20 protein-coding genes and 2 tRNA genes are annotated in these 22,397 nt (G+C 64.5%); 15 read left to right on the top strand and 7 right to left on the bottom strand.

Translation table 11 applies throughout. From position 1 onward, the window contains the following. On the bottom strand, positions 1-505 hold a 505-nt coding region (locus tag EN846_RS21920), incomplete at its 3' end, for a transposase (protein WP_135898978.1). Between the two features lie 396 nt (positions 506-901). On the opposite strand from EN846_RS21920, the gene tyrS reads away from it, so the two are divergent. Further along, positions 902-2,155, top strand: coding sequence for a tyrosine--tRNA ligase (gene tyrS, locus EN846_RS21915; RefSeq protein WP_127392453.1), 1,254 nt, complete (start codon positions 902-904; stop codon positions 2,153-2,155). A gap of 9 nt (positions 2,156-2,164) precedes the next feature. Here tyrS and EN846_RS21910 read toward each other — a convergent pair whose 3' ends face one another. Further along, positions 2,165-5,539: a DUF3971 domain-containing protein gene (locus tag EN846_RS21910; RefSeq protein ID WP_127392452.1), complete on the bottom strand. Its 3,375-nt coding sequence runs from the start codon at positions 5,537-5,539 to the stop codon at positions 2,165-2,167. 96 nt (positions 5,540-5,635) lie between these two features. Here EN846_RS21910 and EN846_RS21905 point away from each other — a divergent pair, with 96 nt between their 5' ends. Together EN846_RS21905 and EN846_RS21900 are read left to right on the top strand one after the other, a co-directional pair. Next, positions 5,636-6,103 carry a peroxiredoxin gene (locus EN846_RS21905; RefSeq protein WP_127284397.1) on the top strand — a complete coding sequence of 156 codons (468 nt, stop codon included), beginning with the start codon at positions 5,636-5,638 and terminating at the stop codon, positions 6,101-6,103. Positions 6,104-6,244: 141 nt separating this feature from the next. Then, positions 6,245-7,522 (top strand): M23 family metallopeptidase, encoded by a 1,278-nt coding sequence (locus EN846_RS21900; RefSeq protein ID WP_127392451.1) that lies wholly within the window; start codon positions 6,245-6,247, stop codon positions 7,520-7,522. Positions 7,523-7,617: 95 nt separating this feature from the next. Here the strand turns inward: EN846_RS21900 and EN846_RS21895 are convergent, their stop codons facing one another. From EN846_RS21895 to EN846_RS21885, 3 genes are all read right to left on the bottom strand, one after another. Beyond that, complete coding sequence (locus EN846_RS21895; protein ID WP_281015750.1) at positions 7,618-8,085, bottom strand: SMI1/KNR4 family protein; 468 nt, start codon at positions 8,083-8,085, stop codon at positions 7,618-7,620. Positions 8,086-8,183: 98 nt separating this feature from the next. Beyond that, the gene (locus EN846_RS21890) at positions 8,184-9,413 is read right to left on the bottom strand and encodes a M20 family metallopeptidase (protein WP_127392449.1); all 1,230 of its coding nucleotides are present in this window, start codon (positions 9,411-9,413) and stop codon (positions 8,184-8,186) included. Then, entirely contained in the window at positions 9,400-10,578 is a 1,179-nt protein-coding gene (locus EN846_RS21885) for a M24 family metallopeptidase (RefSeq protein ID WP_127392448.1), read from the bottom strand. Before EN846_RS21885 ends, EN846_RS21890 begins: the two co-directional genes overlap by 14 nt. A 211-nt stretch (positions 10,579-10,789) precedes the next feature. Here EN846_RS21885 and EN846_RS21880 point away from each other — a divergent pair, with 211 nt between their 5' ends. The 11 genes from EN846_RS21880 to EN846_RS21830 all read left to right on the top strand — a co-directional run bounded on the left by EN846_RS21880 (position 10,790) and on the right by EN846_RS21830 (position 21,074). Continuing rightward, positions 10,790-12,226, top strand: coding sequence for an FAD-binding oxidoreductase (locus EN846_RS21880; RefSeq protein WP_210213999.1), 1,437 nt, complete (start codon positions 10,790-10,792; stop codon positions 12,224-12,226). Next, complete coding sequence (locus EN846_RS21875; protein ID WP_128276240.1) at positions 12,223-12,966, top strand: FadR/GntR family transcriptional regulator; 744 nt, start codon at positions 12,223-12,225, stop codon at positions 12,964-12,966. The genes EN846_RS21880 and EN846_RS21875 overlap by 4 nt, the downstream gene beginning before the upstream one ends. Position 12,967: 1 nt before the next feature. Continuing rightward, on the top strand, positions 12,968-13,405 hold the full coding sequence (locus EN846_RS21870; RefSeq protein ID WP_127393842.1) for a VOC family protein: 438 nt from the start codon (positions 12,968-12,970) through the stop codon (positions 13,403-13,405). A gap of 81 nt (positions 13,406-13,486) precedes the next feature. After that, on the top strand, positions 13,487-14,515 hold the full coding sequence (locus EN846_RS21865) for an ABC transporter substrate-binding protein (protein WP_127393845.1): 1,029 nt from the start codon (positions 13,487-13,489) through the stop codon (positions 14,513-14,515). Next, complete coding sequence (locus EN846_RS21860) at positions 14,515-15,288, top strand: ABC transporter ATP-binding protein (RefSeq protein ID WP_127393843.1); 774 nt, start codon at positions 14,515-14,517, stop codon at positions 15,286-15,288. The genes EN846_RS21865 and EN846_RS21860 overlap by 1 nt, the downstream gene beginning before the upstream one ends. Further along, complete coding sequence (locus EN846_RS21855) at positions 15,285-16,040, top strand: ABC transporter permease (protein WP_127393844.1); 756 nt, start codon at positions 15,285-15,287, stop codon at positions 16,038-16,040. Before EN846_RS21860 ends, EN846_RS21855 begins: the two co-directional genes overlap by 4 nt. A gap of 153 nt (positions 16,041-16,193) precedes the next feature. After that, complete coding sequence (locus EN846_RS21850) at positions 16,194-17,357, top strand: ROK family transcriptional regulator (protein WP_128346713.1); 1,164 nt, start codon at positions 16,194-16,196, stop codon at positions 17,355-17,357. Continuing rightward, positions 17,354-18,118 (top strand): ATP-binding cassette domain-containing protein, encoded by a 765-nt coding sequence (locus EN846_RS21845; RefSeq protein WP_128346712.1) that lies wholly within the window; start codon positions 17,354-17,356, stop codon positions 18,116-18,118. Before EN846_RS21850 ends, EN846_RS21845 begins: the two co-directional genes overlap by 4 nt. A 39-nt stretch (positions 18,119-18,157) precedes the next feature. Further along, positions 18,158-19,198: a sugar ABC transporter substrate-binding protein gene (locus tag EN846_RS21840; RefSeq protein WP_128346711.1), complete on the top strand. Its 1,041-nt coding sequence runs from the start codon at positions 18,158-18,160 to the stop codon at positions 19,196-19,198. Between the two features lie 113 nt (positions 19,199-19,311). Beyond that, a complete protein-coding gene (locus EN846_RS21835; protein WP_126054882.1) occupies positions 19,312-20,307 on the top strand; it encodes an ABC transporter permease in 996 nt (331 codons plus the stop codon). Next, positions 20,304-21,074: an SDR family oxidoreductase gene (locus EN846_RS21830; protein ID WP_127393501.1), complete on the top strand. Its 771-nt coding sequence runs from the start codon at positions 20,304-20,306 to the stop codon at positions 21,072-21,074. The genes EN846_RS21835 and EN846_RS21830 overlap by 4 nt, the downstream gene beginning before the upstream one ends. 64 nt (positions 21,075-21,138) lie before the next feature. Here EN846_RS21830 and EN846_RS21825 read toward each other — a convergent pair. Beyond that, positions 21,139-21,214: transfer RNA gene (locus tag EN846_RS21825), tRNA-Val, on the bottom strand. A 219-nt stretch (positions 21,215-21,433) separates the two neighbouring features. On the opposite strand from EN846_RS21825, the gene EN846_RS21820 reads away from it, so the two are divergent. Then, a tRNA-Asp gene (locus EN846_RS21820) sits at positions 21,434-21,510 on the top strand. Positions 21,511-21,605: 95 nt separating this feature from the next. Here the strand turns inward: EN846_RS21820 and EN846_RS21815 are convergent. Next, positions 21,606-21,833 carry a hypothetical protein gene (locus EN846_RS21815; protein WP_127393502.1) on the bottom strand — a complete coding sequence of 76 codons (228 nt, stop codon included), beginning with the start codon at positions 21,831-21,833 and terminating at the stop codon, positions 21,606-21,608. Between the last annotated feature and the right edge of the window lie 564 nt (positions 21,834-22,397).

Here is a 22,397-nt window from a genome sequence, read left to right as displayed (position 1 = left end):
TTTCCAACTCACGCCTGAGCGCGGCGAGCAGGCGCTTGATGCTCTTTTGCGCCTGTCTTGCGTTGACCGTGCGGGCGCGGTTCTCTTCGGCCACGATCATCTGCACGATCTGACGCCGGCGCGTGACGAGATCGGCCAACGTCCTGGTCTCGGCATCGCGCAGCGGCCGCAGTTCCGGCTTGGTCGCAGCTATGAAGGCTGCGATGACGGCAGCATCGATCGGATCGGTCTTGGCCCGCTTGCCGAGCGCGTTGGCAAAGGCCCGGACCTGCGCTGGATTGACCACGACAACCGAAAGGCCGGCGCTCGCCAAAGTGGCGACCGCCAGCTGCTCGTAGCCTCCCGTAGCCTCCAATCCGATTGCCGTCGGAGAAAAGGCTGCAAGACGTCGAGCCAGATCCTCCATCCCGGCATGGTCGTTACCAACCGAAAACGCTTCACCGGACGGCAAAACATGCACATCCAGCCGATCCTTCGAAACGTCGATGCCAACAACGATTTCCATCCTATCCCATCCTTGCCTAATCGGGCTTCGCTTGCGGCCCAGGCGACTGTTCGGGGTCGATGGAACGGCGGACGAAGACCCTCGCTCTCCCACGGGCTTCAAGGCCCAAAGATGCTCCGGTCTCTCGTCCGCCACCGCACCTGCTGCAATAGCAGAGTCGGCAAGGGACAAGTTACAAGGATGCCGGCAGGCAGGTGAGGGGCGGCGCCAGCGCTCGGTGGACGGGCGATGGAGGCAAATTCGACCTGCCCTGCCAATCTCTCGCACGCGGCGCGGGAGTGGGAGGCTAACAGTCGCAAAACCGGAAACCACTTTTGCTGATCGCCCACTGATGCTAAACGCGCGCCTTCATGTCACGCTCGGCCTGGCGGCCGGGCGATCTCCGGGAAAGCAAAAATGTCCGCCTTCAAGTCCGACTTCCTGCGCACGATGAGCGAGCGCGGCTTCATCCACCAGACCTCGGATGATGCCGGCCTCGACCAGCTTTTCGCCAGGGAGACGGTGAGCGCCTATATCGGCTTCGACGCGACGGCGAAGAGCCTGCATGCCGGATCGCTGATCCAGATCATGATGCTGCACTGGCTGCAGCAGACCGGCCACCGGCCGATCGCGCTGATGGGCGGCGGCACCTCGATGATCGGCGATCCCTCGTTCAAGGACGAGGCGCGCAAGCTTTTGACGCCGCAGGACATCGAGGACAATCTGGCCGGCATCCGCCGCAACTTCGCGCCCTACCTCAAATTTGGAAGCGGCGCCGGCGACGCGGTCATGATCAACAATGCCGACTGGTTGATGGAGATCAACTACGTCAACTTCCTGCGCGACGTCGGCCGGCATTTCTCGGTCAATCGCATGCTCGCTTTCGATTCCGTGAAGCTGCGCCTCGACCGCGAGCAGTCGCTGTCGTTCCTCGAATTCAACTACATGATCCTGCAGGCATACGACTTCGTCGAACTCTACAAGCGTCTCGGCTGCCGCCTGCAGATGGGCGGCTCGGACCAGTGGGGCAACATCGTCAACGGCATCGACCTCGGCCATCGCATGGAGAACGCGCAGCTTTACGCGCTGACCACGCCGCTGCTCACCACCTCGTCGGGCGCCAAGATGGGCAAGTCTGCGTCGGGCGCGGTCTGGCTCGACGGCGACATGCTGTCGCCTTACGAGTTCTGGCAGTATTGGCGCAACACCGAGGACGCAGATGTCGGCCGCTTCCTGAAACTCTATACGACGCTGCCGCTCGACGAGGTCGCGCGGCTCGAAAAGCTCGGCGGCGCGGAGATCAACGAGGCGAAGAAGATCCTCGCCACCGAGATCACCGCCATGCTGCATGGCCGCGAGGCGGCGGAAACGGCGAGCGAAACCGCGCGCAAGACCTTCGAGGAAGGCGCGCTCGCCGACACACTGCCCAGCGTCGAAGTCGGCCAGGCCGCGCTCGAAGCCGGCATCGGCATCCTGTCGCTGCTGGTCACCGCCGGGCTCGCCGCCTCCAATGGCGAGGCGCGGCGTCATGTCCAGGGCGGCGCCGTGCGCCTCAACGACCAGTTGGTCGCGGACGACCGCCGGACTGTGACGCTTCAGGATTTGAGTCCGGAAAACGTCGTAAAGCTCTCAGTTGGCAAGAAAAAACACGTCCTGGCCCGGCCGGTGTGACGGGCCGCCTCAGCGGTATTCGAAGATCGACCTGAATATTCCGGGAGCGATTACCGAAAGCGGGTTGATGTCGAGGCTCGGCTTGTTGGCATTGCCTCTCAGCCGGAAAGTGACGCCGATCAGGCCGCGATCCCGGCCGTTTCCGAGCAGCGGGCCGAACAGCGGCAGTTCGCCGAAGATGCGGTTCAGCCCATAGACCGGCATGAAGGTGCCGGTCATGTCCATATTGTTGTTCTGGTCGTAGAGCGTGCCTTGGAAAGTGGTGCCGATGCGCTCGCCGCGCAGCACCCCGTTCGCCAGTTTCAGATAGCCGGCCCCCTTGTCGATCTCGGCGTAGCCGCGCTCGAACTTGACCCTGGACGTATCGATATCGGCCTTGACCGCCTGGTTCAGGCTGCGCGTGTCGCCGGCCGGCGTGGTCGACACGATCGAGGCGAGCTTCGGCTCGTTGACGACGAAGAAGTTGGTGGCATCGACCTGACCCTTCATCGGCCCGTCGCTGGCGCCCGCCATCGACAGCGTGATCGAGCCACCCTCCATATGCTCGTAGACATTGAGGAAGCGTAGTATGGCGCCGGCGTCGGCCGACTTCATGCTGAGCGCCCGCCTGCCGTCGGCGGTCGTGTTGCGGATGGTAATGGCCGCGCCGGAGCTCGCCGTCGCGCTGACCTCGAGGCCGTTCACCCGGGAACCCGCGGCGCTGTAGTTCAGCTTGAGGTTGGACAGCACCTCGTCATGGAAACCGGTCAGCGAACCGACATCGGCGTCGACGGAAATCGCGTCGGTGCCGGTGGTCTTGGTGGCGGTGTCGACATCGGAGGTGAACTGCTTGATCAGCGAGCGTGCATCGAGCGCCTCGCCGCTGACATCGACGGCATAGCCCTTGCCCGACCGCTTCACCGTCACCGCGACGTCGTCGCCCCTGTTCAGGGCGACCTTGCTGAAGCGGGCCGAAGACAAGGCGCCATTGACCAGCGTGACGTCGCCGTCGATGGAGAAACTCTTTCCGTCGAGGTCGAAATCGGAGAGCGTCGTGGTGCCGCCGGACTTGGTCATTGCAAATGTGACCTTGGCGGGGACGCCCGCGCCCTTGCTCCAGCCAGCCCAGGGGATATCGAGCCTGGCGCTGGTGAGATCAGCCGAGACGTTCTGTTCGTCGCCGTCGCTCTTGTCGATCGCCACCTTGATGGTCCCCGAAAGCAGCGGCGACAGGCCGGGCATGGCGGTGGCGCGCGTCTTGTCGTCGAGCACGAGCTCGACCTTGCGACTGGGCGGTGGCCCGTCATCGGCAAGCGGCTCGACGATGTCGAGCTCGGCCGGAATGCCGTTCAGCCGCGCCTTGGCCGAGATCACCGCCTGTTTCGGCTCGACGGTGATCGAGCCGTCGGCCTCCGTCACGGTCTGGTCCTCGAACGGCTTGGCGAGCGACAGGTCCTTATAGTCCAGTGTTACCAGCCAGTTGAGCTTCGAAGTGTCGACGCCAGACGTCAGCGGAATATCGGCCTTGACGTGGCCTGTGACCGTGCCGGTGAGATCCTCCGGCGACAGGCCGACATGGCGCATGGCGTTGATCGGCTCGTAGGAGGCGAGCTCGGCGATCGCCGGCGCCTCGCCGGCGACGTCGATGTCGAGCGCGCCGATCACCGGCGAGTGGTTGGCCTGCTTGACCGTCAGCGTGCCGTTGCTGGCCGCCACGGTGCGGCCGCTGGTCATGTAGACGCTGCCCGACGACAGCGCGATGTCGACATCGTTGCCGCGGAAGGAAACGACGCCCACCGCGTCACGGATCGGCGGGATGCGGCCGGCCGTGTCGAAGCGCGAACCCTCGACCTGGAAGCGGCCGAACACCTCGTCGGCGGACAGCGGGACGCCGTTGCCGAGCCGCCCCGGCACGACCTGGAACTGCAGGGTGGCGTCGACTACGCGACCGCCGAACAGATTGCTCAGCACCCACAGGCGGGCGTTGCGGGCGGAGAACCAGGGCCACAATTGCTTGACATGCGAGACCGGCATGTCGTGGATGTTGAGAGAGAGAGATATGCCCGGCGGGCCATTGTCGATGAAGGTGACCGAGGCCGTGCCCAGCACCTCGCTGGAAGATCCCGAGCGGACGCCGATCTTCTCGGCGATGAGCTTGTTGCTCTTCGGCTGATAGACCCCGGCGATGCGGGCCACGAAATCGAGTGCCGGCTCGGGCGACTCCGACGGAGAGAGCTTCGAGCCGTCGCTGGTCAGGTCGTAGCGATAGGCTGGCTGCTCGCCAGCGGTTGCCGGCTTTGGTCCGATCGAGCCGGCGAAGTCGAAGGTCGAGCGGCCGGTCTTGAGCAGAAGGCGGGTGACATCGATCTTGTTGGCGCCGGCGACAAGGGTGGCATTGGCGTCGACGTCGGCGGGCAGCTGCCCGCGCGAGCCGAGATCGAGCACGGAGCCTGCCAGCGACAGCGAGGCCGTCAGACGCGACTTCGTCTCCGCTGCTCCTTCCACCCCCGTCAATTTCAAGGTGACGGCGCCCAATTTGCCACCGGTCCCTGCTCCAGCGTCGGCGGCGAGACTGACGTTGGCGTCCAGCGCCGTGACCCGCCCGGTTGCAGTATCGCGGGCGGCGGAGGCGGCGATGGTGAGCGCGCGACCATCGACATCGGCGTCGTAGGAGGCCTGCATGCTGCCTGGGCCGGTCTGCAGGACAGTGGCATTGGCCACGGTGACCCGCTTGACCGGACTGGTGTCCGACAGAACGAACTCGACATTGCGCAGATCGACCTGGCGAATCGAATCCTCGCGCACGGCATCGAGGGCGTGGTTGACATTGGCGAAGACCGCGGCAACCACCTTGTCCGGATCAACCAGGCCATCCGCGTTGCGAAGCGACGCCGTCCAGTCGCCGCCAGTGGATGGCATCGCCGCCAGCATGAAATGCGCATCGGAAATCCGGGCGCTGGTCAGGCGCACCTCGCCCGAGAGCAGCGGGATCAGCCGGATGCCGAAGCGGACACGGCCGGCGTCGGCGATCGGCTTGCCGCCGGCGGTCTTCAGGCTGACGTCGCTCACCTGCAAGGCAATGAAGCTCGACCCGTCGAGCGTCAGCCGCGCCGGGCCGACGGCGACATCGACATCGAAGCCGGCCAGTTTCTCGATGGCCGTTTCCGCCTCGGCGCGAAGCCGCTCGGTGCCGATGCCCGACGTGCCGAGCACATAGACCGCGGCAGCGGCCAGCAACACCAGAGCGCTGAACCCGGCGACCACGCGGGCAAGGATGCGAAAGCCACGACCGATCCTGGCGCGCCCAAGCGGCGGCACTTTGCAAGCGGAGGGGAAAGCCGCCAGGTCGGTGATCTCGTCACGCCTGAACCTGATCTTCTCGTGCTGCGTTTCTTCCTGATCCACGCAATCTTCCGTTGTAGCGAACTCGATCGTGGACGAATCCCCGTCTGACACTATATCGATGCGGCTTCGCGCGTAACCTCAAACAAGGGCACCGACATGGCCGATCTCGACGTGGGCGATCTTGCGCCGCAATTCGATCTTCCGCGCGACGGTGGCGGGTCGCTCAGCCTCGCCGCATTGCTGGGAAAGCCTGTTGTACTTTACTTCTATCCGCAGGACGACACCACGAGCTGCACCAATGAGGCGATCAGCTTTTCGCAATTGAAGCCGGACTTCGAGAAGGCCGGCGCCGTGGTCATAGGGCTGTCCCCCGACAGCACCAAGAAGCACGACAAATTCAAGCAGAAATATGACCTTACCGTCGATCTGGTGGCCGATGAGGAGCGCAAGGTGATCGAGGCCTACCGTCTGTGGGTCGAGAAGACGATGTATGGTCGCAAATATATGGGCGTCGAGCGCGCGACTTTCCTGATCGGCGAGGACGGGCGCATCGCCAGAATCTGGCGGCAGGTCCGCGTCAAGGGTCACGCCGAAGAGGTGCTGGAGGCGGTGCGCGCGCTCTGAGGCATGCTCGACGGTCTTCGCCGCAACCCGATACCCGCTCTGCGAGCATTGGTTACCGGCGCATTCGGCCCGGCAAAGCTTTATTAACCCTAATAATGTGTAATCAGGCTCTTCGTGGCGTCACAACGAAAGCTTGGTCCCGTGAACCCAACCGGTCAGTCTGCGGTCTTCGGTAAACGCAAGGAGCCCCATACGGTCATCATCGCCCGGGGCAATGAAATCAGGCATTTCACCATCCGCCCCTGGCTTGCCGCCTTTCTCGGCTCGGCGCTGGCGGCTGTCGTCATCGGCTACCTGCTCGCCACCTCCTACCTGGTGCTGCGCGACGACCTGATCGGAGCGACGACGGCCCGGCAGGCGCGCATGCAGCAGGCCTACGAGGACCGCATATCGGCGCTTCGCGCCCAGGTCGACCGCATCACCAGCCGCCAGCTCCTCGACCAGCAGCTGATGGAAACCAAGGTGAGCGAGCTTCTGGAGCGCCAGACCCAGCTCAGCCAGCGTCACGGCCGCCTTGGCCCGATCCTGGAGCGCGCTGAAAGCGAAGTCGGGGCCGCGTCCGCCGCCGATGGCGCCGCGGCGGCCAAGCCGGATGAGCGCGCCGAGGTGATCGGCGCCCAGTCAGCCTATTCGATCGCCAGCCTCGGTGCCGGCGACACAAGACCGTTCTCATTGTGGTCGACACGCTCCGATCCGCTGCCCAGCGATTCGGCCGCCGACCGCGCCGACAGGCTGTTCGTGTCGATCAACCAGTCGCTCAAGGCAATCGAGAGCGAGCAGCTCACCCGCGTCACCACGCTCGCCGACAATGCCTACAAGAACGCCGACGCCATCACCCAGGCGCTCGCGGCCGCCGGCCTGCCGGTCGACAGCGATTTCGGCAAGGACAGCGATGTCGGCGGCCCGCTGATCCCGCTCAACGCATCGACGATGTTCGACAGCAAGGTCAAGGAACTGGACGAGGCGCTGGATGCGCTCGACCATTTGAAGAAGGAAGCGCGGCGGCTGCCGCTCGCCAACCCCGCCCCCGGTCATTCGGTCACCAGCCCGTTCGGCGTGCGCACCGACCCGATCCTCGGCACCGCGGCCTTGCATTCGGGCATGGATTTCAGGGCGCCAATGGGCATGCCCGCCAAGGTCACAGCGCCCGGCGTCGTCACCAAGGCGGGCTGGAACGGCGGCTATGGCCGCATGGTCGAGGTCGACCACGGCAATGGCTTCGCCACGCGCTACGGGCACTTGAGCGAGATCGACGTGACGGTCGGCCAGAAGCTCGCGGCCGGCGATATTATCGGCAAGACCGGCAGCAGCGGCCGTTCGACCGGCCCGCATCTCCACTACGAAGTGCGCCACAATGGCGATGCGGTCGACCCGCTGCGCTTCCTGACCGTCGGCAAGAAGGTCGCGCAGTACCTTTAGCTAGCTAGGCCGTAGACTCATAGGCGCGCAGCCACAGCCACATTTGACGCGAGTTGAACCATGGCAACAGACCGGTTGGGATCTCAGCTCGCTTTCTAGTGGCATGGCTCGACGTCGCAAAAGGCGTCAATCCAGGCATGGAAACTTGGCGCAACCTGATCGACGGTTCCAAAATCGTGATCGAAGAACCAAATTCCCCGCCTGTCGGCGCTGTCAACGCCAAGCTGGTCCGCATTGAAGCAGAACTTGTTTCCGGACCCGTCGCTGGCGATAGCGATAAGCCGATCAGGCATCCCGATCTCGCGCCAGCCAAGCGTTTCCTCTACTATCTCCTTCGGAGAATAGAAGTTGCTGAGATCATGCAGATCCAGCCCACGCACGACGATCGCGTTCAAAAGCGCGATTGTCGGCCGAGGCAATCCCACGTCGAGTACTGCTTGTCGATAGTCTTCGGGAAAGCGGACGCCTAGCTGCTGCTCAGCGGCACTCAAATCCCCCTCTAAGACTGACGCAGGGGGATAGCTAGGGGTAGTCCACTTCTCAACAAATCGCGAAAGTGACATGCTCGCTATTTTCCAACGCGAAGTAGACTTAACAGCTTGGGGACGCATGGCAACGCCCGCTTCCCAAACCATTTCGGTGAGCCCAGTTATGAATTCAGCTAGCGGTTTGCGCCGGGATTTTCCCGCTGCCCCGACAGAAACACCGTCGCTGCCGAAACCAAGGTGAGAGCGCCGTTTTTCAAGGCTGCCTCGTCAACGCGGAACTTGGCTTGGTGGAGCGGAAAGACCGATCCGACGTCTTCGTTGCGGATGTCGAGCCGGAAATAGACCGACGGAATTCTCACGCTGTAATAGGCAAAATCGTCGGCAATGCTCCACCCAGGCATGTTGAGCGCATTCTCCGCGCCGATGCTGGCCTTGGCGCCGGCAAGGATCAGTTCGGCCATCTCGGCATCGTTGACGACTCCGGGCTCGCCCCGATGGATGTCGACCTTCACCCTTGCGCCGTGGCTGGCCGCGACGCCCTCCAGCACCTCGCGAACCCGGCGCCAGGCGCGCTCGCGAGTAGCGTCATTGCCGCTGCGGATGGTGCCCTTCAAAGCGACTTTGCCGGCCGTGACATTGTAAGCATTGCCGCCATTGATGGCGGTCACCGAAATGACCAGCGGATCGTAAGGATTGGTCTCGCGCGAGACGATCTTCTGCAGTTCGCCCACCATGGAGCAGGCGACAGTCAACGCATCGATGCCTTCATAGGGTTTTGCCGCATGCGCGGCCGATCCGGTAACCAGGACATCGAACGTGTCGCAGGCCAGCGTGTAGGGACCAGAACCGACGGCGACCTTGCCCGACGGCGTATAAGGATCGACGTGGACGCAGAGCGCGGCATCGATGTCGTCGAGATGCCCTTCCGCCACCACTCGTTTGCCACCCGACGGCTCGTCCTCCTCGGCCGGCTGGAAGATCAGGCGGACGGTGCCGCCGAAACTGTCGCGCGTTCGATGCAGATGGGCGGCCACCGCAAACCCCATCGCGGCATGGGCATCGTGACCGCAGGCATGCATTACGCCGGGATTGAGCGACGCGAAGTCGACGCCGGACTCCTCCTCGATCGGCAAGGCATCGATATCGGCACGAATGGCGATTTTGCGGTTCGACGGCCGGCCGGTACCGACAATATCGACGGCAAGACCATAGCCGGCGACGTCGCGGATATTCTCGATCCCCTGCCCGGCGAGCATCTCCCGCAAATAACTTTGCGTTGCCGCTTCGCGGTTCGAAAGCTCCGGATGGCGATGCAAATGCCGGCGAACCTCGATCATCCGGTCGAGAATTCCGCCGTCGATGCTGATCGGGGCGGCAATCGCGCTATCCTCAGGGTTTGACATGGATTTCTCGCGGGAACCTGGTCAGGGTCTCGTTGCCGGTCTCGGTGATCAGGATGGTCTCGCTCACCTCGATGCCCCAACCCTCCATCCACATGCCGAGAATGGAATGAACGACGTTGCCGGGTTGAAGCACCGTCTTGTCGCCGGGCCTCAGGCTGATCGTGTGTTCGCCCCAGTCCGGCGGATAGGCGACACCGATGGAATAGCCGATGCGCGATTCCTTCTTCAGTCCGTAGCGTTGAATGACGTTGCGCCAGGCGGCTTCCACCGCTTCGGCGGTCGTTTCGGGCCTCGCCGCCTCGAGCACCGCGTCCATGCCTTCGATCACCGCCTTTGCCGTGTCCGAAACATTTGTCGGCGTCCTGCCAAGCTGCAGGGTTCTTGCGAGCCCGGCGGCATAGCGACGGCAGACCCCGGCGAGTTCGAGCGCGATCGTCTCGTTTTCGCCGAACCGCCTGTCGCTCCACATGATGTGCGGAGCGGAGGCATTCTCGCCGCCGAGGATGGTTGGAGGAAGGGCGGTGATGTCGCCGCAGAAGTCCGGGCTGCTGGCGATCTGTGCCGCCTGGATGGAGGCGATCGCGTCGCATTCGCGAACACCTGGCGCGATGACCTCGTAGGCCCGCGCGACAGCTGCCTCGGCCAGTCTCGATGCCTTGCGCAAGTAATCGATCTCGGGCGCCGATTTGACCGCGCGAATCCAGTTCACCAGAAGATCGGCGTCATGCCATCTGGCATTGGGCAGTCCGGCGACGAGCCGGGCATGGGCTTTCGGCGAGAAGTAATAGGCTTCGAGCTCGATGCCGATGTGACGATTGCCCCAGCCCTTGGCGACGATCCAGCCTGCTATCCAGTCCATGGGATGCCGATCGGCGCGCTGGACATGGTCCTCCGGGAAGCCGACAACGTTCTCGGGCTTCATCCAGGCGGTGAGCAGGCCGCCGGCGGCATCCATGGCGCGGCCGATCCAGACCGGCTCGACCTCCTCGATCGGAACCAGCACCATTTGCGGCGTGTAGAACGACCAGCCGTCATAGCCGGTTATGTAGTGCTGGTTGGCAACGTCATTGACGATCAGGACCTCAATACCTCGCCTTGCCATCTCGGCGCGGATCTTGCGAAGCCGCTGCTGGTATTCGTCGCGCTTGAACGGCAGTTCGATCATCTTTTCCCCATGCCTTGCTGGATCAACTGTCGCGGGCGTGCCGCCGCCTACCCTTGAAATGGTTTTGACCTAGCGGCAATCGGCCAAGCCGGCGCGTGGACAGGGCCTGGACCGATATGCCCGGTAATTTCCGGCCGCTCTGGGAAGGCCGTTGACTCGAGTTAAGTTGTAGGATGATATGTATCACCCGATATCCTGACATCGTCACTCCATGACCGTTCACCGCCTTTCGCCGGAAATCCTCAGCGCCATGCAGAGCGCTGTCGGGCAGAGCGGCGTCGCCATCTCCGGCTCCGACATGGCGAAATATCTCGGCGATTGGTCGGGCGATCATCGGGGCGCCGCGCTTGCCGTGCTGAAGCCGGCATCGGTCGCCGAGGTCCAGGCCGTGGTTCGGCTCTGCGGCGCGCTTGGACTCGGCATCATCCCGCAAGGCGGCAACACCGGACTGGTGGCAGGCGCGATCGACATCGAGGCGCGCGGCGCTGTGGTGATCAGCCTGGAGCGGCTGAACCGCATCCGCCTCGTCGACGCCGACAATTTCGTGCTGCAGGCCGATGCCGGCTGCGTCCTGCAGGCGATCAAAGACGTCAGCGAGGCGCATGACTGCCTGTTTCCGTTGGCGCTCGGCGCCCAGGGTAGCTGCCAGATCGGCGGCAATGCGGCGAGCAATGCCGGCGGCGTCAACGTCTTGCGTTACGGCATGGCGCGTGACCTCATCCTCGGCCTTGAAGTGGTGCTGCCCGACGGCGAACTGTGGGACGGCTTCTGCGGCCTGCGCAAGGACAATCGCGGCTATGACCTGAAGCAGCTTTTCATCGGCTCGGAGGGCACGCTCGGCATCATCACCGGCGTCGAGCTGAAACTGTTTCCGAGGCCGGCCCGCATCGAGACCGCCTATCTCGGCCTTGCCTCCTTCGAAGCGGCCGTCGCGCTGTTCCGGCAAGCGCGCCGGGCCACCGCCGACCTGATCTCGGCCTTCGAGATCATCGGCCAGGAATGCATCGATCTCGCGCGCCTGGTCGACGCCGATCTCGCATCGCCGGTCGAGGCTCCGGTTCATGTGCTGATGGAGCTTTCCGCCAGTGCCGCTGTCGACCTGCGTGCCTTGCTGGTCGATTTCCTCGCCGGCGCCATGGAGAGCGGCCTGGTCGCAGAAGCCCTGCTTGCCGACAGCGATGGCCACGCCAAGGCATTCTGGGCGATCCGCGAGGGGCTGGTCGAGGGCCAGGCAAAGCGCGGCTACCATGTGCGCACCGACCTTTCGGTGCGGATCTCGGACATTCCTGCGCTCGTCGACCAGGCGCGCCACTTCGTGGCGCTGGAGCATCCCGGCTGGCTGCCGCAGGCCTACGGCCATGCCGGCGACGGCAACATTCATTTCAACGTCCTGCCGCCGGAAGGCCTGACGGTGGTCGAGGCGCGCAACCGGGGCGCCGACATCACCGCCGGACTCTACCGCATCGCCAATTCGCTTGGCGGCTCGATCAGCGCCGAGCACGGCATCGGCCGCAGCCGCCATCGCGCCTTCTGGGCCGGGCTGGCGCCCGCCCATCGCCGGCTGGTCACCGCGCTGAAACAGGCGCTCGACCCTGAGGGCCTGATGAACCCCGGCTGCTTGCTGCCGCCAACGGAGACCGTTCCATGAAGCAAAGACTGGCCGCCATCGGCACCGTCGAAACGCTGCCGCACCGCGTCGCTGCCTTCCTCAGCCGCGAGATCGAATCGGGCGAGCTCAATCCGGGCACACGGCTGCCGACGGAACAGGAGCTTTCGGAAAAGTTCGGCGTCAGCCGCAACGTGGTGCGCGAGGCGATCGCCCAGCTTCGCGCCGACGGCATGATCGAGGCCCGGCAAGGCGTCGGCGCCTTCGTGCTGGCGCCGGAGCAGCGCGCCTCGATCCGCATCGACGGCGAGGCGCTGAAGGACAGCGAGAACATGGAGCGGCTGTTCGAGCTGCGCTGCATCCTCGAGGCCGAATCCGCGGCACTTGCCGCCGAGCGGCGCGGACAGGAGCACCTCGACGCCATCAAGGCAGCGCTCGACCGCATGAGCGGCGAGGAGCGCTGGGAGGAAGGCAGCATCGATGCGGACCTTCTGTTCCACCGCGAGATCGCGCGCGCCACCGGCAACAGCTACATCCACACCTTCATCTCCTTCGTCTGCGAACAGATCCGCCGCTCGATCCACTACGCCCGCCTGACCAACCCGCTGCACGATCTGGTCGAGGTCAATGTCGGCGAACATGTGCGCATCTACGAGGCGCTGGTCGCCGGCGATCCCAGCGCAGCCGAGGCAGCGATGCGCGCCCACATCATCGGCGCGGCGGAGCGCGTCGGCGTCAAGCTGCCGGCAGCGCGGCGCAAACAGTCCGGCAAGGGAAAGTAAAATGCCGATCGGGGACACAAACGCAATTTCGGATGTCTGCCTGCTCGTCGAGGACATCGAGCGCACGGTGGCGTTCTATGTCGAGAAGCTCGGCTTCCGGCTGCGCCGCCGCGCCGAGGGTTTTGCCGACTTCCATGGCGAGGGCGTGACGCTTGCCGCCTGGGAGATCGACCACATCAACCGGCATACCGGCGTGTCCAAGCTGAGATCGCCGCGCCAGGCGCACAAGGTCTGCGTGGCGGTGCGGCTCGACAGCCCCGGCGAGATCGACCGGCTGCATGGCGAGCTGAGCGCCAAGGGCGTGCCCTTCTATGGTCCGCCGGAAGACTATGTCTGGAACGCGCGCTGCGCCTACTTCACCGATCCCGACGACACGCTTTGGGAATTATACGCCTGGCTCGACGGCGGCCCCGGCGACTACCACGACGAACAGCCGTAGACGTCGCGCCGTGGGAGCGGCGCGCAATGAAGAAACCTCTTGCAACAGGAGCGAAAAATGAGTGGGAACAAGCATTTCGACATGAACCGCCGCAGCTTCGTGAAATCCGGCATCGCCGCCGTTGCCGCCGCGTCCGCCGGCATGCAGTTGGTGCTGACGCCAGGCGCCAAAGCGGCCGGCAAGGTCGTCATCCAGTATGACTGGCTGATGTCCAACGGCCAGATCGGCGATATCGCGGCCGTCGCCAACGGCTATTTCAAGGACGCCGGACTGGAAGTCGAGTTCAGCCCCGGCGGGCCAAATGCGGCGACCGTGCCGCCGGTGGTCTCTGGCGCCGCCCAGCTCGGCCAGTTCTCGGAAACGCCGCAGCTCTACGCGGCGCGCGCCAGCGGTGTGCCGGTGAAGATCATCGCCTGCGGCTTCCGCACCGGACCCTATGCCTTCACCTCGAAGCCGGCGAAGCCGATCCGCGGCGTCGCCGACCTCAAAGGCAAGAAGATCGGCATCCAGCCGACGGCGCGGTTCGTCATCGACGAGATCCTGGCCAAGAACGGCATCGATCCGTCGGAAGTCACCATCGTCAATGTCGGCTTCGACAAGGCGCCGCTGGTGCGCGGCGATGTCGACGCCATCGGCGGCTGGATCACCAACACGCAGGCGCTGAGCGTCGTCGGCGACGACCGCATCGACCTCCTCGTGCGCGATCTCGGGCTTAGTTCCTACGCCGATGTCTATTTCGCCACCGACAAGGCGATCGAGGAGAATGCAGACACGCTGGCGAAGTTCATCGGCGCCGTCGCCAAGGGTTGGGGCTGGGTGCATGCCAACCCGCAGGACGCGGTGAAGAAGATGGTCGCCGCCTATCCGGAGATGGATCTCGGCTGGGAGGAAAAGACGATCAACCTCGTTCTCAAGCTTTCCTTCGACGGCGCCACCGCCAAGGACGGCTGGGGCACGTTCGAGCCTGCCTCCATCGAGGAGCAGCTGGCGCTGCTCGACAAGGTCGGCCAGTACCCGAACGGCCGGCCGCAAGCCGCGGATGTCTACACCGCCAAGATCCTCGAACTGTCGGCCGCCGACCGGCCCAAGCTCGACGCGCCCGCCGCCTGATGGCGAACGCGATCGAGGCAAACCGACTGGATGTCGGCTATGGCGGCCGGCAGACGGCGGTGAAAGTGCTCGCCGGCCTCGACCTCGCGGTCGCGGCCGGCTCCTTCCTGTCGATCCTCGGGCCATCGGGATGCGGCAAGTCGACCCTGCTGCGCGTGGTCGCCGACCTGCTCGACCCGCTCGGTGGCACGATCAGCGTGCTTGGCGACACGCCGCATGCGGTGCGCTCGCGTCGCGATGTCGGCTTCGTCTTCCAGGATTCGACGCTGCTGCCCTGGCGCACGGTGCGCGACAATGTGCGTTTGCCGCTTGCAGTCGGGCAAGGCAGCCTGACGCGCAAGATCGAGGACCGCAGCGAGGAATTGCTGGAACTGATGGGGCTTGCCGGCTTCGGCGAGCGCCTGCCGCACCAATTATCGGGTGGCCAGCGCCAGCGCGTGGCGATCGCCCGCGCACTGCTCGGCGAACCCAGGCTGCTGTTGATGGACGAGCCCTTCGGCGCGCTGGACGAAATCACGCGCGACCGCCTCAACGACGAATTGCTGGCGCTGTGGCGGCGCACCGGCACGACCATCCTCTTCGTCACCCATTCGATCGCCGAAGCCGCCTATCTCGGCGAGCGGGTCATCGTGCTTGCCGCCAATCCGGGACGGCTGATCAAGGATCTCGACATGCGGCCGTTCAAGCAGGACGGCAACCGCTGCTCGCGCGAAGATCCGGCTGTCATCGCTGCCATGGCGGAACTGCGCGCGGCGCTGGAGCGCGCGTCATGAGACAGGCACCCTTGCCGCCGGCGCTGGCGATCGCGCTGCCCGTCCTTGGCGCGGCCTCCATCCTGTTCACCTGGCAGTTCCTGCTGCCGTGGCTCGGCGTGCCGGCCTATATCGTGCCGACGCCGACGGCGATATTCGGCGTCTTCCAGAAGAGCTTTGCATTGCTGCTCGGCAATCTCTGGCCGACGCTGATCGAGGCGCTGGCCGGCTTCGTCATCGGCAACCTCGCCGCCGTGATGCTCGCCGTGCTGTTCGTGCACAGCCGCGTGCTGCAGGCCGCTTACTTCCCGATCGTGCTGTTCTTCAACACCATCCCGATCCTGGCGCTGTCGCCGATCATCATCCTGATCTTCGGGCTCGGCATGACGCCGAAGATCGTCATAGCCGCGGTGATCTGCTTCTTCCCGACGCTGGTCAACATGATCCGCGGACTCGATTCGGCCAGCAGCAGCGAGCACGAGCTGTTCAGGGTTCTATCGGCGACGCGCTCGGAGATTTTCTGGAGCCTGCGCCTGCCGCGCGCGCTGCCGATGCTGTTCTCCTCGCTCAGGATTGCCTCCGCCACCGCCGTCATCGGCGCCATCGTCGGCGAATGGATCGGCTCGGACAAAGGGCTCGGCGCGCTGATCATCCAGGCGAGCTTCAACTACCAGTCCGATCGGCTCTATGCGGCGATCGTGCTGTCGTCGTCGTTGTCGATCGCCCTGTTCATCCTGGTTGTGGCGATTGAGCTTCGCATCATAAAATACTGAAATTGCTTTTAATTTCGCTCTGCTGATGGCGCCGGCGCGGACCCTCGCAGTCGTCGCCGGCAGGAGCCGTCCACAACACTAAAATATTTTTGAATTCCATTTGACTGAATAAATCTTCGGTGCGAAGCTCTACTCTCTTCGGGAGCGCAAGGCATGGCATTGCGGGGGACAAATCAGGAGTTCGGCCGGCCCTACAACCGACGCATCGTGCTGGAGTCCATCCGCCTCAACGGGCCGATCGCGCGCGGCGACATCGCCAGGGGCGTCGGTCTCACCGTGCAGACCGTGTCGACCATCGTGCGCGAACTGGAGGAACAAGGCTACATCCTGTCGCTGCGCGAAGAGCCGAAAGGCCGCGGCCTGCCACCGGCGACGCTCAGGATCAATCCCGAAGGCGGCTATGCCGTCGGCATCCACCTCACCCCGCTCGGCATCGACGCCGCGCTGATCAACCTCAGCGGCGACGTCATCGAAAGCATGCACAGCGAAGCGCCCAACGTGACGCCCGACCACGCGTTCGACCAGATCGGCGCCATGGTCCGCGACCTGGCCGGACGGCGGGCGGGCGGACGGGTGCTCGGCGTCGGCATGGCGCTGCCCGGCCCGTTCGGCGTCGAGTCCATGAGCTTCATCGGCCCGACGACCATGACCGGCTGGAAGGACGTGGCGCTGCGCGAGCGGCTGACGACGGCCACGGGTTTGCCGGCCTTCTTCGAGACCGACATGGCGGCCGCGGCCATGGGCGAGCGCCTCTACGGCCTCGGCACCGGATATTCCGACTACTACTACCTCTATTTCGGCGTCGGCCTCGGCGGCGCCATGGTGCATGATGGCAGCGTGCTGCGCGGCGCCTGGGGCAACGCCGGCGAGATCGGCCACATCCCGGTCGTGTTCGGCGGCGAACCTTGCCCATGCGGCAACCGGGGCTGCCTGGAGCGCTACCTCTCGCTCGAGGCGCGCGGACGCTGGCACGGCAGCGACGACGCCTGGGTGGCCGAGGTCGGCCCGGTTTTCCGCAATGCCATCACCATCATCGAGAACCTGTTCGACCCCGAGACGGTGGTCCTCGGCGGGCTGGCGCCGCCGGCGCTGCTCGAACGCCTGGCGGGAGCCGCAGAGCTGCCCAATTCGGTCTCGGCCCGCAAGGACCGCGTCACGCCGCGCATCGTCGTCGCCCGCGGCGGCCAGCATGCGGTGCTGCGCGGCGCGGCGGCACTTGCCGTTTCCGGGGTGCTCTCGCCGCGCTTCGGCCAGATCTTCACCGCCAAGCGGCAGCGCGGCGGCGACCTCCTGAAAGGCGGAGACATCGCGGCATGAGCGAACCCCTGCTGGTCCTCGACAACGTCACCAAGAACTATGGCGCCATCCAGGCGCTGAAGGGCATCAGCTTTTCGATCGGACGCGGCGAGGTCGTGGCGCTGCTGGGCGACAACGGCGCCGGCAAGTCGACGCTGGTCAAGATCATCGCCGGCGGGCTGGAGCCGACCTCCGGCCGCATGCTGTTCGAGGGCAAGGAGTTCCTCGCCAGATCGCCTGCCGAGGCCAAGGCGGCCGGTATCGAGACCGTCTACCAGGACCTGTCGCTGTGCACCAATGTCGACGTGGTGGCGAATTTCTTCATGGGCCGCGAGATCACCCGCAAAGTGCTCGGCGTCCCCGTGCTCGACGAGCGCGCCATGGAAGACGTGGTCGCCAAGGCGCTCGCCAATGCCGGCACCCGCATCCCGTCGTTGCGCACCAATGTCGAGCACCTCTCGGGCGGACAGCGGCAAGCGATCGAGCTCAACCGCTTCGTGCACTGGGGCGGCAAGCTGGTGCTGCTCGACGAGCCGTTCGCGGCGCTTGGCGTCGAGCAGACGCGACGCGGCCTCGACATGATCCGCCAGGTGGCGAACCAGGGCATCGGCGTCGTCATCATCACCCATATCATGCAGCAGGCCTTCCAGGTCGCCGACCGGATCGTGGTGATCCGGCAAGGCGTCGTGGCGGGCGATGTCGCACGCAACAAGACAAGTCCCGACGCGGTGATCAACATGATCACCGGAGAGACGCTGGCCGGTGCCGGACCGGCGAGCTGAGGGACAAATGAGGGGTCCGGCGCAAGAGGAGCGAACGACATGAAGAGAGTACTTCTTTCCGTCTTCGGTTTCCTGGCACTGGCCATTGCCACGCTCACGCCGGCATTCGCCCAGTCCACGGGCACCGTCTATTATCTGGTGCCGACATTGCTCGATGAGTTCCAGACCGGTTCGGTGACCGCGCTGGAACTGTTCCTCAAGCAGGTCGGCTACGACTTCAAATCGCTGAACGCCGACAACAAGACCGACGCCCAGCAATCGCAGATGAACGACGTCATCGCGCTGAAGCCCGCTGCGATCGTGCTTGCGGCGGTCGATTTCAACGCGCTGAAGCCGTCCGTCGAAGCGGCCCGCGCCGCCGGCATCCCGGTGGTCGAATTCGACCGTCAGATCACCTCCACCCCGTCCGACTTCACCTCGGTCGCCGGCACGGTCGAGATCGGCTACGTCGCCGCCGACCAGGCCGAGAAGCTCCTGAAAGCGAAGAACGGGGCGGTGAAGGGCAAGATCCTGCAGGTGCTCGGCGATCCCGGCGATCCCTACACGCTCGACATCCAGAAGGGCTTCGAGGAGAAGATGAAGGCGTTCCCGGACGTCAAGATCATCTCGCTTCCGGCCATGCAGTGGGAAGCCAGCAACGCCGGCACCATCGTCGCCGACCAGATGCTCGCCAATCCCGACATCGACCTGATCTTCAGCCATGCCGCGCATCTCTCGGTCGCCGGCGTCGCCTCGCTCGAGGCCGCAGGCAAGAAGCCAGGCGACGTCATGATGATGAGCTCGAACGGCGCGCCGGTCGGTCTCGACCTGATCCGCAAGGGCTGGCTCAACGTCGAAGTCGAACAGCCGCTCTACGCCCAGGCCGCGGCTATCGCCATGTTCATGGACAAGATCGTCAAGAAGGAAGAGATCAAGCCCGGCGAATATGAGGTGCTTGGCCTGAAGTCGACGGTGACCAAGGAAGCCTGGGGCCCGAACATCAAGATCCCCGGCGCCGCCATCACCAAGGAGAACGTCGACAATCCGGCCTTCTGGGGCAACCAGAAGCCGCCGACCGAAACCGTAAAACCGGTCGAGTAACCACGAGGACCGCTCCGGGCTACCCGGCCCGGAGCGCCCCTCAAAAGCGCCGCGCGCGTCGAAACGCGCGAAGCCGCAACATTGTCAAACACGCGCGCCAACCGGATCAGCTCATGAACCCCCGCACCCGCCATGCTCTCGAGCTCATTCTCGACAATCTCGTCTGGTTCATGCTGGTCTTCGTGCTGGTGGTGTTTTCCCTGCTCATTCCGAACTACTTCCAGCTCGGCATCTTCGCCAACATCATCGAGGCCTCCAGCGTGCTGGGCGTGATGTCGATCGGCCTGGCGCTGGTCATCATCGCCGGCCACATGGACCTGTCGGTCGAATCGGTCGCCGCGCTCAGCGCCATGGCGGTCGGCATCCTGTTCTGCTCGTCGGGCATCGGCCTCGGCGTGCAACTGCACCCGCAATGGCTGATGGTTCCGGTTTCGCTGCTGCTCGCCGTCCTCGTCGGCGGCATCATCGGCGTCTTCAACGGCTTCCTGATCGTCAGGCTGAAGATGAGCGCCTTCATCATCACGCTGGCCTCCTACATCTGGGTGCGCGGCCTGGTGCTCGTCGTTTCCGGCGGCCGCTCGGCGCAGGACCTGGCGCCGGCGATCCGCTGGTTCGGCATCCAGCGGCTGATCGGCCTGCCGCTCACCGCCTGGATCGCCATCGCCTGTTTCGTCGTCTTCTCGCTGATCATGGCCAAGACGCCGTTCGGCCGGCATCTGGTGATGATCGGCGGCAACGAGACGGCGACCTTCCGCGCCGGCATCCGCGTCAATCGCAATTTGATCATCGCCTTCGTGCTTGCCGGCGCCATCGCCGGTCTCGCCGGCTGGCTGCTGGCCATCCGCACCTCCGGCGCCACCGCCAATCTCGGCGTCGGGCTTTTGTTCAACGCCTTCGCCGCCGTCGTCATCGGCGGCGTCAGCCTGAAGGGCGGCGTCGGCACCCTGCCCGGGGTCTATGCCGGCGTGCTCTTGCTCTCGGCCATCAACACGGCGATCAACCTGATGGGCCTGCCGGCCAATTTCACCCAGGTGATCCACGGCCTGCTGGTGCTGGCGGCGGTGCTGCTCGACGCCTTCAAGCAGACCATCCGGCAGAGGCTGGCATGACCGGCCGGCTGCAGGATAGGGTCGCGCTGATCGTCGGCAGCGCGCGCGGCATCGGCAAGGGCATCGCGCAGCGCTTCGCCGAAGAGGGAGCGAAGCTCGTCCTGGCCGACACCGAGGCCGGGGCCGGGCAAGCCACCGCGAGCGAGTTCGGCGCCGGCTTCATCCGCACCGACATCTCGCAAATGGCCGAGGCCGAGGCCGCCGTGGCGCTGGCGCTCGAGCAGTATGGCCGACTCGACATCCTGGTCCAGAATGCCGGCATTTATCCCTGGCAGTTGATCGAGAACACCAGCCCGGAGGACTGGGACAGGGTGATGGCGGTCAACCTGCGCGGCTCCTTCAATGCAACGCGCGCCGCACTGGTGCCGATGAAGGCGCAGCGGCATGGCCGCATGCTGTTCACCTCGTCGATCACAGGGCCGCATGTGACCAGCCCCGGCCACGGCCATTATTCGGCGACCAAGGCCGGAATCAACGGGCTGATCCGTGCCGCCGCGCTCGAATTCGCCGGCTACGGCATCACCGTCAACGGCGTCGAGCCCGGCAACATCCTCACCGAGGCGATCGAGCTGCATCGCGGTGCGGCCTATATCCAGAACATGCAGGACTCCATCCCGCTCGGACGGCTGGGCAGCCCGCGCGACGTCGCCAATGCCTTCCTGTTCTTGGCCTCCGACGACGCCAGCTACATCACCGGCACGACCATCGTCGTCGACGGCGGCCAGCTGCTGCCCGAGGGCAAGGATTTTCGGCTGCTGCCGCCATGATTGTTGACGGGCGTCGGCGAACGGCGAGATTCGCTTCAGGGTGACTGCTTCAAGATGGCTGGGATGGTGGGCGATGACGGGCTCGAACCGCCGACATCTTCGGTGTAAACGAAGCGCTCTACCAACTGAGCTAATCGCCCGCTCCGGGCCGGACCTTTAAGCAGTTAGGGCAGGCTTCGCAAGGCCAAATGAACAGGCGCCGCGTTGGCCGCGTGGCGGTTTTCCAGCGTAAAGAGGCGGTTGTCAAAAAACCTTCTCCAGTTTGCTGATAAGGTGCTTTGCCGCGCTTGACACCCGGTGGCGAACCCCTTATCCAGCGGCCCAACGACGAACACGGCTGACACGTGGTCGTCAAGTGCGCGGGTGTAGCTCAGTCGGTTAGAGTGCCGGCCTGTCACGCCGGAGGTCGCGGGTTCGAGCCCCGTCACTCGCGCCATTTCTTTCAAGGGCCTAGGCCCTGACTCTGCAGAAAAGCTTCAACTTTCAGGAACCGGCTTGTGCCCGCTGCGGCGGCACGCCGGTTTTCGCCATTCAGGCCGGCGGCGTGTAATTTGCCGACATCCGGCCCGCCTCGGTGCCTTTCGATCCACGTTTGTAGATCAGGCCGACAACCAGACCGATATATCCAACCTGAAGAATGACCAGCGCAAGAATGGCCCAGCCGAGCGCCTTCCAGACCGAGCCGGTTTCTATTTCGGCCCAGATTGCCGTGATGAACGACGTTGCGAGCATGCCCACTAGAAACTGAGGAAAATACATGGCTGCAGCACTCTCGTCTTGGCGATTCAGGCGGCTTTCAAACTCAGTTGCTAAAGAGCCCGCCGCTCCATTTCTGGAGCGGCGGGGCCCCCCGAATTTGCCCCCCGGCTGCCGGGGTAATTAACGACCCCGGGCATTGCTGACAGTGCAATTGCGATGCCAGAAATGATGACCCATTACGGGACACTCGGGGCAAAGGCGCAAGACCGCATTGCCGATAAACATTACCTGTGGCTAATATGTCACCTTGGCCGGAAGGGACCAAGGTGAAGAGGGTTTTGGCAGGTTTTCTGGCCGCGATGCTGGTGGCGTCGGCAGGTCGGTGCTGGTCCAAGGACACCGACAAACAGATTTCCGAAACCGCCCTGAGAACGCTCAGCGCCCAGATGTATTCCGGCATTCTGAGCCATGAATACCTGTATGGACGACGCTATCCGCAAAGCCGAATCGAGAACGGCTTCAAAAGGCACTTCGAGGAGATGAAGCTGCAGTTGATCGCCGATGGGTACACCATCGTGCCAGGCGCGGAAGGGCGCAACTCACAGCGGCCCCTTTCGGAGATGG

This window comes from Mesorhizobium sp. M4B.F.Ca.ET.203.01.1.1, from assembly GCF_004791025.1.
Lineage (GTDB): Bacteria > Pseudomonadota > Alphaproteobacteria > Rhizobiales > Rhizobiaceae > Mesorhizobium > Mesorhizobium abyssinicae.
Note: the sequence above shows the minus strand (reverse complement) of the source record. Positions and strands in the feature narration are given on the sequence as shown.

Bases quoted from the DNA above. Each gene is read 5' to 3' on its own strand.
- tyrS (WP_127392453.1), top strand. From the start codon at position 902: ATGTCCGCCTTCAAGTCCGACTTCCTGCGCACGATGAGCGAGCGCGGC.
- EN846_RS21905 (WP_127284397.1), top strand. From the start codon at position 5,636: ATGGCCGATCTCGACGTGGGCGATCTTGCGCCGCAATTCGATCTTCCG.
- EN846_RS21895 (WP_281015750.1), bottom strand. From the start codon at position 8,085: ATGTCACTTTCGCGATTTGTTGAGAAGTGGACTACCCCTAGCTATCCC.
- EN846_RS21890 (WP_127392449.1), bottom strand. From the start codon at position 9,413: ATGTCAAACCCTGAGGATAGCGCGATTGCCGCCCCGATCAGCATCGAC.
- EN846_RS21885 (WP_127392448.1), bottom strand. From the start codon at position 10,578: ATGATCGAACTGCCGTTCAAGCGCGACGAATACCAGCAGCGGCTTCGC.
- EN846_RS21880 (WP_210213999.1), top strand. From the start codon at position 10,790: ATGACCGTTCACCGCCTTTCGCCGGAAATCCTCAGCGCCATGCAGAGC.
- EN846_RS21875 (WP_128276240.1), top strand. From the start codon at position 12,223: ATGAAGCAAAGACTGGCCGCCATCGGCACCGTCGAAACGCTGCCGCAC.
- EN846_RS21870 (WP_127393842.1), top strand. From the start codon at position 12,968: ATGCCGATCGGGGACACAAACGCAATTTCGGATGTCTGCCTGCTCGTC.
- EN846_RS21865 (WP_127393845.1), top strand. From the start codon at position 13,487: ATGAACCGCCGCAGCTTCGTGAAATCCGGCATCGCCGCCGTTGCCGCC.
- EN846_RS21860 (WP_127393843.1), top strand. From the start codon at position 14,515: ATGGCGAACGCGATCGAGGCAAACCGACTGGATGTCGGCTATGGCGGC.
- EN846_RS21855 (WP_127393844.1), top strand. From the start codon at position 15,285: ATGAGACAGGCACCCTTGCCGCCGGCGCTGGCGATCGCGCTGCCCGTC.
- EN846_RS21850 (WP_128346713.1), top strand. From the start codon at position 16,194: ATGGCATTGCGGGGGACAAATCAGGAGTTCGGCCGGCCCTACAACCGA.
- EN846_RS21845 (WP_128346712.1), top strand. From the start codon at position 17,354: ATGAGCGAACCCCTGCTGGTCCTCGACAACGTCACCAAGAACTATGGC.
- EN846_RS21840 (WP_128346711.1), top strand. From the start codon at position 18,158: ATGAAGAGAGTACTTCTTTCCGTCTTCGGTTTCCTGGCACTGGCCATT.
- EN846_RS21835 (WP_126054882.1), top strand. From the start codon at position 19,312: ATGAACCCCCGCACCCGCCATGCTCTCGAGCTCATTCTCGACAATCTC.
- EN846_RS21830 (WP_127393501.1), top strand. From the start codon at position 20,304: ATGACCGGCCGGCTGCAGGATAGGGTCGCGCTGATCGTCGGCAGCGCG.
- EN846_RS21815 (WP_127393502.1), bottom strand. From the start codon at position 21,833: ATGTATTTTCCTCAGTTTCTAGTGGGCATGCTCGCAACGTCGTTCATC.